Below are 14,192 nucleotides of genomic sequence, written 5' to 3' on the forward strand. Positions count from 1 at the left end.
GACTTATAACACTTTAAATGTCCCATTTATATATTCAAACGTATTTTCAAATTTATCTTTCTTATCATCGAGTGTCCAATTCATAAGCATGTAGATATTTTCTTCACCTTCAACAAAACCAACGACATAGAAAGCATCAATACTATCTACTCTACCTGTAGCTTTTATTTGTCTTGCAGGTAAGCCGTTAATCATAGTTAAACCATAATCTTGAATTTTAATGTTATCGATTGATTCTTCGAACATTTTCTTTTGAACTATCACATAGTTTTCGATTGGAGATAACTGATTATCGTATTCTTCAATTTCTTTGAAAATATCGATAAATTCTTGTTTATTCTCATGAATAACTACAGAATATGCCTCTTTATAAATATTAGCATACTCCAAAGATGCCTCTGGATGTAGAGATGGCATGTTTTTCATATATTTTGGAACATCTAATTGATATAAGCTATCGATGGTAATAGTTTGATAGGCACTCTCGGATAAAGACTCCGAACCACCAGAAGTAACATTATCTGCCGCTTCGCTAAGCATTTGAATGCAGCTAGATACTGTTAAAAATAATGCTAGAATAAAGCTAGCTTTTAAAATTTGTTTCATGTGTTTACTTTGTTATTCTGAAACGTTAACATGGAAACTTAAACGATTAAAACACTCACTCTTATGAATGCTTTAAGAATAATTTAATCGCGTAGGCTTCCTTAGTCTTTAATACGTTCTTTGTACGTCCCCTTTTCAGTTTCGATTTTAATTTTATCGCCTTCGTTTATAAAAAGCGGTACGTTTACGGTGGCTCCTGTTTCTACAGTTGCAGGTTTGGTAGCGTTAGTTGCAGTATTACCTTTTACGCCTGGCTCTGTGTGCGTAACTTCTAAAATTACTGTAGCAGGCATGTCTACCGAAAGCGGCATGTTATCTTCTGTGTTAATCTGAATGGTTACAATTTCACCTTCTTTCATTAAATCAGGTCTATCTAACGCACTTTCTAATAATCGGATTTGTGTATAGTCTGCCTCATTCATAAAATGATAAAATTCACCATCATTGTATAAATATTGAAACTTGTGAGTTTCTACTCTAACATCTTCAATTTTATGTCCCGCAGAAAATGTGTTATCAATAACTTTTCCTGTGGTTACACTTTTTAATTTAGTCCTAACAAAAGCCGGTCCTTTTCCTGGCTTTACATGTAAAAACTCGATGATTTTATAAATGTCGTTATTATATTTAATGCATAAACCGTTTCTAATATCTGATGTACTTGCCATAATTATAGTATAGTCGTTTTTCTATTTTATTTATTATTTCTCCTAAATGAGATTTTATTTTTAGTTTGATTTAAAATACCCTTTCATAATTCCTCTGTGCGAATTCTTTATAAACTGAAGTATTTCGTCACGTTCTGGAGTAGCTTCCATCTCAGCCTCAATTAAGTCGGATGCTTGAGAATTGTTGTAGTTTTTTTGATAAAGGATTCTGTATATGTCCTGTATTTCTCTAATTTTTTCTGTTGTAAATCCGCGACGTCTTAACCCCACAGAATTAATACCAACATAAGATAATGGTTCTCTAGCAGCTTTTACATACGGAGGCACATCTTTTCTTACTAAAGAACCGCCAGTAACAAAAGCATGATTACCAATTGAACAAAATTGATGCACAGCTGTCATACCCGCTAGAATAACATAATCGCCTACTGTAATATGTCCTGCTAATGTGCTATTATTAGAGAAAATACAGTTATTACCAACAATACAATCGTGAGCAACGTGGCAATATGCCATAATAAGACAGTTATTGCCAATAACCGTTTTCATGCGGTCTGCCGTACCTCTATTTATAGTTACACATTCTCTAATAGTTACATTATCACCAATTTCTACAGTTGTCTCTTCATCGTTATACTTTAAATCTTGAGGTACCGCAGAAATAACTGCTCCTGGAAAAATGTTACAATTTTTACCTATTCGAGCGCCTTCCATAATGGTAACGTTGCTACCTATCCATGTACCTTCGCCAATAACCACATTATTGTGTATGGTTGTAAAAGGCTCTATAACTACATTTTTAGCAATTTTTGCTCCAGGATGGACGTAAGCTAAAGGTTGATTCATTTTCTTGAAATTTTATTTTTTATTAATAGGAGAAAACGCATCCACCTATTGACCAACGTTGTTTATCATTAAAACTCGTGAGGTACATTTATTTTACTTTAGATATTTGCGCCATTAACTCGGCTTCGGCACATAATTTACCATTGGCATAGGCATAGCCTTGCATGTGGCAAATACCTCGTCTAATTGGTGTTATTAAATCACACTTAAAGATTAAAGTATCGCCAGGTATAACTTTTTGCTTAAACTTTACTTTGTCAATTTTCATGAAAAATGTTAAATAGTTCTCTGGGTCAGGTACTGTACTCAAAACCAAGATTCCTCCTGTCTGAGCCATCGCTTCTACTATTAGCACACCTGGCATTACTGGCGCACCAGGAAAATGTCCTTTAAAGAACTCCTCGTTCATTGTGACATTTTTCATACCAATAACGCTACTTTCTGTCAGTTCGAAAATCTTATCGATAAGCAAGAAAGGTTGTCTATGCGGAAGCATATCCATGATTTGATTAACATCCATGAGCGGCGTTGCATTCAAATCTACTTGAGGTACGTTATTGCGTCTTTCATTTTTTATAATTTTAGACATTTTCTTTGCAAATTGTGTGTTTACAAAGTGTCCTGGCTTATTGGCGATAACTTTACCTCTAATTCTTGTGCCTATTAAAGCTAAATCTCCGATAACGTCCAATAATTTATGTCTTGCTGCTTCGTTAGGGTGATGAAGTGTTAGATTGTCTAAAATTCCATTTGGCTTAACGGCAATCTTATCTTTATTAAACGCCACTCTTAATTTATCCATAGTTTCAGGAGACAACTCCTTATCTACATAAACTATAGCGTTATTTAAATCGCCGCCTTTTATTAAGCCATGTTCTAATAACATTTCTAATTCATGCAAGAAACTAAATGTTCTAGAATCTGCTATTTCAGTTTTAAATTCTGAAATTTTATTTAAGGTCGCATTTTGGGTGCCTAAAACCTTAGTACCAAAATCGACCATGGTGGTCACTTGATAGCTATCTGCAGGCATTAAAATAACTTCACTGCCTGATTCTTCGTCTGTATAAGATACGACTTCTTTTACAACAAATTCTTCACGTAAAGCGTCTTGCTCGATAATCCCAGCCTTTTCTAAAGCTTCGACAAAAAACTTGGACGAACCATCCATAATTGGTGGCTCTGAGGCATTTAATTCTATTACTGCATTGTCGATATCCAAGCCAACTAAAGCGGCTAAAACGTGTTCGCATGTTTGAATTGTAACACCATTCTTCTCTAAACACGTACCGCGTTGTGTACTGGTTACATAATTAGCATCTGCTTCGATTTTAGGATTTCCCTCTAAATCTACACGTTGAAAAACAAAACCAGAATTAGGAGCTCCTGATTTAAAGACTAACGTCACATTGGCTCCAGTATGAAGACCTACACCTTCTAGACTGACCTCATTCTCTATAGTTTTCTGTTTGATGTCTGTTTTAATTATTGCCATCTAATTTTTTTTCTATAGCATTAATATTTTTTACAATCTTTGGCAGATTTTTAAAGTGAACATAAGACTTATTATAGTCTCCGTATCCTAGTGCTGGAGAACCTTGAAGCACTTCGTTATCTTTAATGTTTCGACCAATCCCTGATTGCGCTTGTATTTTTACGTTGTTTCCTATTGAAATATGGCCAACAATTCCGACTTGGCCTCCAATCTGACAATTTTCGCCAATCTTAGTAGAACCAGCAATACCTGTTTGTGCAGCAATCACCGTGTTTTTACCAATCTCTACATTGTGTGCAATTTGTATTTGGTTATCTAACTTAACTCCCTTTCTTATAATTGTAGAACCTAAAGTAGCTCTATCTATTGTAGTTCCTGCTCCAATATCAACGTTGTCTTCGAGAATTACGTTTCCTATTTGTGGTACTTTGGAGTATTCGCCATTTTCATCTGGAGCGAAACCAAAACCATCGGCACCAATAATTGCTCCAGAATTAATTACACAGTTTTTTCCAATAATGCATTCTGAGTATATTTTACCACCAGAAAAAACAATGCTATTATCGCCTAAAGTAACATTATCGCCAATGTATGAGTTTGGAAATATTTTAACATTATCGCCAATTACTACATTATTACCTATATAAGAGAACGCACCAATGTAATGGTTCTCTCCTATTGTTGCCGAATCTGAAACAAAAGATGGCTGCTCTACGCCAGTCTTGTTTAATTTTATTTGATTGTAATATTCTAAAAGCTTGGTAAATGCCTTGTAAGCATCTTCTACCTTTATAAGCGTAGTTGAAAGCTCCTCGTCTGGAACAAAGTCCGCATTAACAATGGTTATAGATGCCTTAGTCGAATAGATGTAGGGCTTATATTTTGGATTTGCTAAAAACGTTAGTGTACCTTCTGTACCTTCTTCTATTTTAGCTAATTGAGACACTTCAGCATTAGGATTACCAACTATGGTTCCGTCTAAAATGCCTGCAATTTGTTCTGCTGTAAATTTCAAGTGATTTGTTTAATCTTTGGTTGTTCTCGCAAAAATAGAAAAAATGTCTTACAATTTGTTTTTAGGATAGCATATATAATATTTTGTCATTGGTTTACTAAGAGCCTTTAGGTTAAGATGGTCTGATGCTTTAACAATATCTTTTACCTTACCTGTTTTAAGTAAAATTTTAATTTGCTGTTGCTTAGGATTGTAAGCTCTATTAGAAACTTGGCCACTAAATACAAAATAACTAGCCTCTTCTTCAGAGATGTTGTATTCTTTCATTAATGCCTCTTTATGTAGCTTTAAAACTGAAGATTTTATGGCATTATTCTTCAATTTCACCTTTAATAAATCTCTATTTATAATAATATCGCATAGATTCTTTAAAACGAAGTCGTCATGATGTTGCCACGCCTTCATAGCAGAAACAATATCATAATCGTCTAATTGCGAAAAAATATCAAGATGTGAATCATTAAAACTTTGGAGGTCAACGTTGTTTTCTAAGAAATAGGTTAACGGCTTGCTTGCTTCTAGTTTTTCTCCGTTTTCTACCAACTCTTTAGCTCTTCTAAGAACTCTTGTTAATAGTTGTTCTGCAACTAAACCAGTTTTATGAAGATAAACTTGCCAATACATAAATCGCCTAGAAATTAAAAACTTCTCGACGCTGTAAATGCCCTTTTCTTCGATAACAATATTGTCATCGACCACGTTAAGCATAGTTATTAATCGTTCGCTATTAATGTTACCTTCGGCGACTCCGGTATAAAAACTATCTCGTTTTAAATAATCAGCTCTATCCATATCTAACTGACTAGAAATAAGCTGACACATAAACTGTCGATGATAGTCTCCTTTAAAAATTTGAATGGCTAAGGTTAAACTTCCGTTAAAATCGTCATTGAGCTTTTCCATAAAACGAAGCGAAATTTCTTCGTGAGAAATACCATTAACAATGCTATGCTCCATAGCATGAGAGAACGGCCCATGACCAATATCATGCAATAAAATGGCAATATAAAGTGCTGTTTCTTCATCCTCTGAAATTCTAACACCCTTAAAACGAAGTACATTGACAGCTTTTTGCATTAAATACATGCTACCAATAGCATGATGAAAACGCGTGTGATGTGCACCAGGATACACTAAATAAGACATACCCATTTGACTAATTCGGCGTAGTCTTTGGAAGTATTTATGCTCAATTAAATCAAAAACAAGCGTATTTGGGATTGTAATAAAACCGTAAATTGGGTCGTTAAATATTTTTAGCTTATTATTTGACAAATGACTATAATTTATTAACCAGAAAACAAATATACATGAACACTATAAATATTCTTTGGGTAGATGACGAAATTGACTTACTTAAGCCTCATATTTTATTCTTAGAAAGCAAAAATTACAATGTTTCTACATGTCAAAGCGGTACAGAAGCCTTAGAGGTTATTAATGACACCAACTTTGATATTGTTTTTTTAGACGAGAATATGCCAGGTCTTACTGGTTTAGAAACATTGACCGAGCTTAAGGAACGTCGCCCAAATCTTCCTGTGGTAATGATTACCAAAAGTGAAGAAGAATATATTATGGAGGAAGCCATTGGCAGTAAAATCGCCGATTATCTTATTAAGCCTGTAAATCCTAATCAGATATTACTAAGCTTAAAGAAAAATTTAGACCATTCGCGATTAATTTCAGAAAAAACAACATCGAACTATCAACAAGAATTTAGAAAAATAGCCATGGATTTATCTATGGTTAATACTTACGAAGAATGGGCTGAATTATACCAAAAGCTAATTTATTGGGAGCTTGAGTTAGAAAATATTGAAGATATTGGCATGACAGATATATTAGAATCTCAGAAAAATGAAGCCAATACACAGTTTGGGAAATTTATAGAGAAAAACTATACAAATTGGTTTCAGCCCAATACCGATGCGCCTTTAATGTCTCATAATTTATTCAGAGAAAAAGTTGTGCCAGAATTGAGTGATAAGCAACCTACGCTTATGGTAGTTATAGATAATTTAAGATATGACCAATGGCGCGCTTTCGAGCCTATTGTAAATAATTATTATAAGAAATCCTCAGAAATATCATTTTACAGTATTTTGCCTACTGCTACACAATATGCTAGAAATGCCATATTTTCTGGATTGATGCCTGCTGATATGGAAAAATTGTTCCCGCAGTATTGGAAAAACGATACTGATGAAGGCGGTAAAAATCTACATGAAGAAGATTTTCTAAGAGAGCAGTTAAAGCGATTAGGACTAAGCCATATTAGCTATGAGTATCATAAAATCACGAGTTTAAAATCGGGAAAAAAGTTAGTTGAAAATTTTAAGAGTTTAAAAAACAACGATTTAAGCGTTGTTGTTTACAATTTTGTAGATATGTTATCCCATTCTAAAACCGAAATGGAGGTTGTAAAGGAACTAGCATCTAATGACAAAGCCTATAGGTCTTTAACACAAAGCTGGTTTAAAAATTCACCGTTATTAGAGATGATTCAACAAGCACAACAACTAGGATTCAAGCTTATATTAACAACAGACCATGGGACTATAAATGTTTCTGCTCCGACAAAAGTAATTGGCGATAGAGATACCAGCCTAAATTTAAGATACAAAACAGGTCGTAGCTTAACTTATAACGATAAAGATGTTTTGGCTATAAAAGACCCAAAATCGATACATCTACCATCTATTACCATGAGCAGCTCGTTTATATTTGCAAAAAACGATTTGTTTTTAGCCTATCCTAACAACTTTAACCATTACGTAAGCTATTACCGAAATACCTACCAGCATGGCGGTGTTTCCTTAGAAGAAATGATAATTCCTTTCGTAGTTTTAGACCCTAAGTAAGTCTATGTAAAGCATAAAAATCCGACGAAATACACTTTTCTCTAGGTTTTTTGATGAATTATATGTAATATTGTCCATGGAAATTTTTAAGTATAAAACTTGAAAAATCAAAGCATTACATATCATTTAGAAGAAATAGAAAACGCTGCTAAGGTTGTACTCTCATCACTTACATCTAAAGTTGTACGCTTTAATGGAAATATGGGCGCAGGAAAAACAACGCTTATAAAAACCATTGCAAAACAATTGGGAAGTACGGACGATGTTAGCAGCCCTACTTTCTCTATAGTAAATGAATACAGCTTAGACAATGATAAAATTTTTCATTTCGATTTCTACAGGCTAGAATCGATTGAAGAAGCGTATAGTATAGGAATTGAAGATTATTTTGAAACTAACCATTGGATATTTATCGAATGGGCAGAACGTGTAGAAGAACTACTTCCTAAAGATGCTTGTGTTATAGACATAAACATACTTAATCCAACAGAAAGAGCCCTCAAATTAACCCTAAAGACTAATAATTTAACCGAAAACATGCAATACAACAGCTAACATAACGTACAAATTACCACCAAATTAGTTTTAGTATTACGGTTTTTCCGTAATTAAAATACTAAAATTCATTGGACTTTAACATTAATTGATTTTAAAAAAGGAGCTTCGCAGCCTTACTTTTGGATAGTAATTAATTAATTAAATCCCTTGAATTATGAAAAGTAAAAAACTAATCTTAGCTATTGCTATTTTCGGTGGTATGTTGTTCACAGCTGAAGCAACAAATATCATTGATTTAGATGGACAAGCAAAGTCAGAAATTGAAAGAAAGAAATTTAAAAAACCAACAATGGGTTAAAAATTCAACAGATAAAAGAGGTTATATTGTTGGTAGTATTCTTGCTACGATAATAGCATTATCACCTTATTTATTTTATTTACATGAAAGTGTTCCAAGTTCTCAACATTGGGACACTTTTTTATTTTCATACAATAGTAGATCATGGGGAGATGCTAATCTTGCAATGTGGATATTAACAGGTAAATTGTTACCACTTTTGTTTTTAGTCATATGGTTTTTCACTTGTCGTCATTGGTGGTATCACGCTATTCTAGTACCTATCACTATGTATACATTTCAAATTTTCTCCTTCTTTAATGATGAGTTAAATTACCTTGATCAATTCCAGCTTTTATATTTAGTACCTATCATGGCTATTATAGTTCCTTCAATTTATTTAATTAGAGCAAAAATATTTAACAAGATTAATTACGCCGATAAGTCTATGGAAGAGCTAGAGGCAGAATTTATGATTAAACCAAAAACACTTTGGGGAAAAATAAAGCAGTATTTTTAGTATTAGATAATCAGCATTATATAATTTATTTGTAATTTGAGTTACAAAACAAATTAACTCAATACATGAGCAAATCGCTATCGCCTTTTACCAAGGCCCAATTACTTCCGCAAGAAGAAACCTTAGAGATTTACAAGAAGAAAGGTGAACTTTTTATAGGTATACCAAAAGAAACCTCATTTCAAGAAAAACGCGTATGCTTAACTCCAGATGCTGTATCCGCACTAACTGCGAACGGTCATCGTGTGATGGTTGAGTCCGAAGCTGGTAAAGGCGCTAACTTTAAAGACAAAGATTACAGTGAAGCTGGTGCAGAAGTTACAAAAGATACTGCTAAGGTATTCTCCTGCCCCATTTTGCTAAAAGTAGAACCGCCATCTATTGACGAAATTAAGCTTATTAATCCCCAAACAATACTTATCTCTGCATTACAGTTAAAAACCCAATCAAAGAATTATTTTAAAGCACTTGCCGAAAAAAGAATAACTGCTTTTGGTTTTGAATTTATAAAAGACGAGGACGGTGCATATCCTGCGGTACGTTCTTTAAGCGAAATAGCTGGGACAGCTTCAGTTCTTATTGCATCTGAATTATTGTCTAATGCCAATGGTGGTAATGGATTAATGTTTGGTAACATTAATGGTGTACCTCCAACAGAAATTGTTATTCTGGGTGCAGGAACCGTTGGAGAATTTGCTGCACGCTCTGCAATTGGTTTGGGCGCAAATATTAAGGTATTTGATAATTCTATAACAAAACTACGCTGTTTACAATCTAATCTTAAACAAACCGTTTACACATCTACCATGCAACCCAAAAACGTATTAAAAGCATTAAAGCGTTGTGATGTGGCTATTGGTGCTGTTAGAGGAAGTAACCGCTCACCTATCGTTGTTACAAAATCTATGGTTGACCATATGAAATCTGGAGCCGTTGTCATTGATGTAAGCATAGATATGGGTGGATGTTTTGAAACTAGCGAGGTAACATCTCACGATAAACCTACATTTGAATATAATGGCGTTATCCATTATTGTGTACCAAATATACCAGCTAGATACTCTAGAACAGCCTCGGTTTCAATAAGTAATATATTTACGCCTTATTTACTCCAAATTGGTGAGAATGGTGGTATAGAAAATACCTTACGATTTGATAAAGGTTTACGAAATGGGTTGTATTTTTACCACGGAATCTTAACTAATAAGTCAGTTGCCGATTGGTTTGGTCTAGACTTTAATGATGCCAATTTATTAATTTTTTAGATGTATTGTTAAACTTATACACTTCGACTGCCTGACTAGCATCAAGTCTGGCGCTCAGTGCAACAGTCTTACAGTATTAATTATTATGAAATTTATACACCGACTTGGTTATTATTTAGGTGGATTATCTATTGGAATTGTAATCCTACTTTTCTTTTTAAACGGAAAAGAGGCGTCTTGCGATTATGGACCTAATGCACGAACCGTAAAAAATATTACACTAAAGACGTTTAATTATAGTGAAGACGCCCTAACAGCTATAACCCAAAATGCTATTGACACGTCTACAGTAAGAGAACTCATAAAATATGGGAGTGTGGACTTTTCAGAAAGCGACACTAAATCAAAACCGTGTAAAACCTACAAAATAAACAATACCTATAAAAATCGTGACGTCACCTTAAAAGTTAAAAATTGTGTTGAAGCTGCTACAATTTTAGATTTTAAAATTAAAAGCTAAACTTTTCGGCGTTTTCTTTCAGTTTTTATAAGCTCTAGTTCTCTGTTAGTTTGTCCTGCAACAGACGTATTTTCCTCTGCACGCCTAATTAAATAAGGCATAACATCTTTTACAGGACCAAAGGGTAAATATTTCGCTACATTATAACCTTGCTCCGCTAAATTAAAACTGATATGGTCGCTCATACCATAAAGTTGACCAAACCAAACATTATTATCGGACTTAGAAATATGCAATTGGTTCATTAAATCCATAGCTAAATAGCAGCTTTTCTCGTTATGAGTTCCGATGAATATGGATATGTCCGTATTATTTTCTAAAATATATTGTAATCCGTCATTAAAATTCTGGTCTGTAATGGCCTTAGTTTCGCAAATGGGCGACTTATAGCCCAAGGTCTCGGCGCGCTCTCGTTCTTTTTCCATATAAGCACCGCGAACAATCTTCATTCCTATTTTAAAGCCCTCTTTTTTTGCACGTTGATGTAAGGCTTTTAGATAATCTAGCCTATCCCAACGATACAACTGTAAGGTGTTATACACAATTGCTTTCTCTGTATTGTAATGGCGCATCATGTCTTCAACCAAATCATCCGCAGCGCTTTGCATCCAACTCTCCTCACCATCGATTAAGACTTCTACATCTTTTTCCTTCGCCATTTTACAGACTTTATGAAAACGTGTTACAATTCGGTTCCACTCTTCTTCCTCTTCTATGGATAAACGTAATCCTTCAGATTTTTTCTCATACAGATAAAAACGACCAAATCCTGTTGGCTTAAAAACAACGATTGGCATAGCCTCTCGCTCTTCACAAAACCTAATTATTTTTAAAATCTTTTCTAAGGCATCATCGAACTGAGCTTCGGAAGCTTTACCCTCAACAGAATAATCTAATACAGAACTAACGCCTTTTGTGTACATTTTATCAATTACAGGAAGGCAATCTTCCTCGTTAACACCACCACAGAAATGATCAAAAACGGTAGACCTAATTAAACCTTCTACCGGCAAACTAGCGTTTAATGCAAACTTTGTAACCGCAGTACCTATGCGCACTAAAGGCTCCTTAGAAATCATTTTGAATAAGAAATAAGCACGTTCTAATTCCGAATCTGATTTTAGAGAAAAAGCAACTTCGGTATTGTTAAAAAGGGCGTTGTTGGTCATTTCATAACATTTTTCACAAAAATAAATATAACATTCCTAATTTTTTGAAAAAACACCCTATTTTCACTTCAAAATTAAACCTATCTATTTATGCAATCTATTGCTACCAAAACTGCAGTTGTTCATTTTAATTCTAAGGTCTATTCGGAATTAAACGCCTATATAAAGCGAGAAAATCCGTCTAAAATATTTGTTTTAGTAGATACGAACACCCACGATTTTTGCTTGCCGCAGTTTATGTCAAACTTAGAATCAGGCGTTATTCAAACAGAAGTTATGGAAATGCCAGAAGGCGAAGACCATAAATCTATTGATATTTGTGTTGGCGTTTGGGAAGCTATGTCGCAATATGGTGCAGACCGAAAAAGCCTTTTAATAAATCTCGGTGGCGGTGTGGTAACAGATTTAGGTGGTTTTGTGGCAAGTACGTATATGCGTGGAATTTCGTATATCAATGTACCCACATCACTTTTAGCAATGGTAGATGCTTCTGTAGGCGGAAAAACTGGTGTTGATTTGGGTGTTTTAAAAAATCAGGTAGGTGTAATTAGTGAGGGCGAAATGGTACTTATTGATACGTCTTTTTTAGGTACACTGCCCCAAAATCAGATGGTATCGGGTTTTGCCGAAATGTTAAAGCATGGGCTAATTTTTGATGCGACCTACTGGTACACGCTAACGCATCTTGAAGATTTAGACATTAGCGACCTCGATAAACTGATTTACGATTCTGTAATAATTAAAAACAAGATTGTTACCGAAGATCCTACAGAAAAAGGATTACGAAAAATTTTAAATTTTGGTCATACACTCGGACATGCTATAGAAAGCTATTTTTTAGATAACGAAGAGAAAACACAATTACTTCATGGCGAAGCTATTGCTATTGGTATGATACTAGAAAGTTACTTATCTACTAAAATTTGTAAATTAAAATCCCCCGAGCTCGATGATATCTCCGCGGGAATACTAAAAACATTTTCTAAGACTAATTTTGAAGATAAGGATTACGAGAATATTATCGATTTAATGAAACACGACAAAAAAAACAGTCATGGCAAGGTTAAATTTGTTTTATTAGAATCTATCGGTAAGGCAAAACGAGATTGCGAAGTACCAAACGAACTTATTCTTGAGGCGTTTGAATATTATAAATCGCTCTAAGCATTGGCCAACCCAAAAACAAATAAAATCCCAAAGGCTGTTGGTATAATTGTGAGTAAAAAGATAAACGTAATAACGCCACTTTTAAGCAATGTAGTAAACCAATGCCGTTGATAAAAATGAAACAAGGCTAAATAAAAATATAAAAACGTCGAGAAAACAATAAGCCAACTAATCCAGGCCGGAAAGGCTGGGAATATTCTTCCAATGCCCAATAACATTGCGAATACAGTAAATAAAAATGAAAAAAAATAAAAGCTAAACACCAAGTGGTAAGAGTAGCGTCCGCGCCTAAAATAAAATAGCTTTAATAATAATGCAAAAAGTGGTAAGAGTATAAACATTGCTACGGGAACAGCATCAAACATTCGTTTTATAATTTTACCAAAACCACTTCCTTTAGCAATATTTAAACTACCCTTATAAATTTGTCGCTCAAAGTAGCCTGCATCCTCCGACATACCCATTTCTTTGTAAATTACGTCTTCTGGTGCGCCAACATTAACAAGAGAATCTACCTTAGATTTATTAAAACCCCAAGACGTTTTAATACCTCCCAATTTCTGCGAACGCATTATTGAGTCAGTACGTGCTAACTCTTCATCAGACATTCCAATTAAATTTTGGTTTCGCTTTAAAGCGTTTAATACTTTAATATTATTGATTGAATCTCGTTTACGTTGTGACTCGCTATTCTCTACAACATCGGCTTCTGCAATTCGCTTATTAAGTTCGTCCGCGTCTTTGCTCCAATCATTAATTACAAACGAAAACAGAAAAAAGAAAATCACCGAAACAAATAAATACATATTTCCAGGATGCAAGTAACGCGAGCGCTTACCTTGTACAAAAGCCTTTGCTAAATAACCGGGTTTAAACATTAAAGGCGCAAAACTGCGGAGAAACTTGGCATCGAAAGATAAGTAATTACTTATGGTATTGTAAAATAAAACCCCTAAAGTAAGTTCATCATTCGTTTTTTGACCGCAGTTTGGGCAAAATCTAAATTCACCTACAATAGATTTTTCACAATTTTGACAATTGATTGGATTGTTACTCATGATTGATAGTTAGCTATGCTAAATTTACAAAATTCTATAGTCAAGACTATTAATACTTACAGATACGAAGAATAAAACTGAAAAAAGTTACTTCAGTCCACAAATTAATCTAATTGAAGGACATCATTTTAACTCGCAATAGTCTATACACCAATATTTTACATTTATGGCACATTAATTGGTTTTATCTTAACAAATAGCGTAAGCCGAAAAGCTAAAAATGA

Annotated in this window: 15 protein-coding genes; 7 read left to right on the plus strand and 8 right to left on the minus strand. The window is 34.1% G+C overall.

Features of this window, described 5'->3' with window-relative positions:
* Nucleotides 1–3 precede the first annotated feature (3 nt).
* From DFQ05_RS04325 to DFQ05_RS04350, 6 genes are all read right to left on the minus strand, one after another.
* Complete coding sequence (locus DFQ05_RS04325) at nucleotides 4–606, minus strand: hypothetical protein (RefSeq protein ID WP_132703914.1); 603 nt, start codon at nucleotides 604–606, stop codon at nucleotides 4–6.
* Nucleotides 607–707: 101 nt separating this feature from the next.
* Nucleotides 708–1,274, minus strand: coding sequence for an elongation factor P (gene efp / locus DFQ05_RS04330; protein ID WP_132703916.1), 567 nt, complete (start codon nucleotides 1,272–1,274; stop codon nucleotides 708–710).
* Between the two features lie 60 nt (nucleotides 1,275–1,334).
* Nucleotides 1,335–2,120: an acyl-ACP--UDP-N-acetylglucosamine O-acyltransferase gene (lpxA, locus tag DFQ05_RS04335; RefSeq protein ID WP_132703918.1), complete on the minus strand. Its 786-nt coding sequence runs from the start codon at nucleotides 2,118–2,120 to the stop codon at nucleotides 1,335–1,337.
* An 88-nt stretch (nucleotides 2,121–2,208) separates the two neighbouring features.
* Nucleotides 2,209–3,615 carry a bifunctional UDP-3-O-[3-hydroxymyristoyl] N-acetylglucosamine deacetylase/3-hydroxyacyl-ACP dehydratase gene (locus DFQ05_RS04340; RefSeq protein ID WP_132703920.1) on the minus strand — a complete coding sequence of 469 codons (1,407 nt, stop codon included), beginning with the start codon at nucleotides 3,613–3,615 and terminating at the stop codon, nucleotides 2,209–2,211.
* Nucleotides 3,602–4,630, minus strand: coding sequence for a UDP-3-O-(3-hydroxymyristoyl)glucosamine N-acyltransferase (lpxD, locus tag DFQ05_RS04345; RefSeq protein WP_132703922.1), 1,029 nt, complete (start codon nucleotides 4,628–4,630; stop codon nucleotides 3,602–3,604). Before lpxD ends, DFQ05_RS04340 begins: the two co-directional genes overlap by 14 nt.
* 48 nt (nucleotides 4,631–4,678) lie before the next feature.
* Nucleotides 4,679–5,905 carry an HD domain-containing protein gene (locus DFQ05_RS04350; protein ID WP_132703924.1) on the minus strand — a complete coding sequence of 409 codons (1,227 nt, stop codon included), beginning with the start codon at nucleotides 5,903–5,905 and terminating at the stop codon, nucleotides 4,679–4,681.
* 35 nt (nucleotides 5,906–5,940) lie between these two features.
* On the opposite strand from DFQ05_RS04350, the gene porX reads away from it, so the two are divergent.
* The 6 genes from porX (at nucleotide 5,941) to DFQ05_RS04375 (ending at nucleotide 10,574) form a co-directional block, all read left to right on the plus strand.
* Entirely contained in the window at nucleotides 5,941–7,494 is a 1,554-nt protein-coding gene (gene porX, locus DFQ05_RS04355; RefSeq protein ID WP_132703926.1) for a T9SS response regulator signal transducer PorX, read from the plus strand.
* 99 nt (nucleotides 7,495–7,593) lie between these two features.
* Nucleotides 7,594–8,049: a tRNA (adenosine(37)-N6)-threonylcarbamoyltransferase complex ATPase subunit type 1 TsaE gene (tsaE, locus tag DFQ05_RS04360; RefSeq protein WP_132703928.1), complete on the plus strand. Its 456-nt coding sequence runs from the start codon at nucleotides 7,594–7,596 to the stop codon at nucleotides 8,047–8,049.
* 157 nt (nucleotides 8,050–8,206) lie between these two features.
* On the plus strand, nucleotides 8,207–8,350 hold the full coding sequence (locus DFQ05_RS13660; RefSeq protein ID WP_199221957.1) for a hypothetical protein: 144 nt from the start codon (nucleotides 8,207–8,209) through the stop codon (nucleotides 8,348–8,350).
* A complete protein-coding gene (locus tag DFQ05_RS04365; RefSeq protein WP_241974206.1) occupies nucleotides 8,313–8,849 on the plus strand; it encodes a hypothetical protein in 537 nt (178 codons plus the stop codon). The genes DFQ05_RS13660 and DFQ05_RS04365 overlap by 38 nt, the downstream gene beginning before the upstream one ends.
* 65 nt (nucleotides 8,850–8,914) lie before the next feature.
* Nucleotides 8,915–10,114: an alanine dehydrogenase gene (locus DFQ05_RS04370; protein ID WP_132703930.1), complete on the plus strand. Its 1,200-nt coding sequence runs from the start codon at nucleotides 8,915–8,917 to the stop codon at nucleotides 10,112–10,114.
* An 85-nt stretch (nucleotides 10,115–10,199) separates the two neighbouring features.
* Nucleotides 10,200–10,574, plus strand: a complete 375-nt coding sequence (locus tag DFQ05_RS04375) for a DUF4258 domain-containing protein (RefSeq protein ID WP_132703932.1) — start codon at nucleotides 10,200–10,202, stop codon at nucleotides 10,572–10,574.
* Here the strand turns inward: DFQ05_RS04375 and DFQ05_RS04380 are convergent.
* On the minus strand, nucleotides 10,571–11,743 hold the full coding sequence (locus DFQ05_RS04380) for a proline dehydrogenase family protein (protein ID WP_132703934.1): 1,173 nt from the start codon (nucleotides 11,741–11,743) through the stop codon (nucleotides 10,571–10,573). The genes DFQ05_RS04375 and DFQ05_RS04380 overlap by 4 nt on opposite strands.
* Before the next feature lie 90 nt (nucleotides 11,744–11,833).
* Between DFQ05_RS04380 and aroB the strand changes: the two genes are divergently transcribed.
* The gene (aroB, locus tag DFQ05_RS04385; RefSeq protein WP_132703936.1) at nucleotides 11,834–12,907 is read left to right on the plus strand and encodes a 3-dehydroquinate synthase; all 1,074 of its coding nucleotides are present in this window, start codon (nucleotides 11,834–11,836) and stop codon (nucleotides 12,905–12,907) included.
* Here the strand turns inward: aroB and DFQ05_RS04390 are convergent.
* On the minus strand, nucleotides 12,904–13,968 hold the full coding sequence (locus tag DFQ05_RS04390; protein ID WP_132703938.1) for a DUF3667 domain-containing protein: 1,065 nt from the start codon (nucleotides 13,966–13,968) through the stop codon (nucleotides 12,904–12,906). The genes aroB and DFQ05_RS04390 overlap by 4 nt on opposite strands.
* Between the last annotated feature and the right edge of the window lie 224 nt (nucleotides 13,969–14,192).

It is taken from the genome of Winogradskyella wandonensis (assembly GCF_004346845.1).
GTDB classification, from domain to species: domain Bacteria; phylum Bacteroidota; class Bacteroidia; order Flavobacteriales; family Flavobacteriaceae; genus Winogradskyella; species Winogradskyella wandonensis.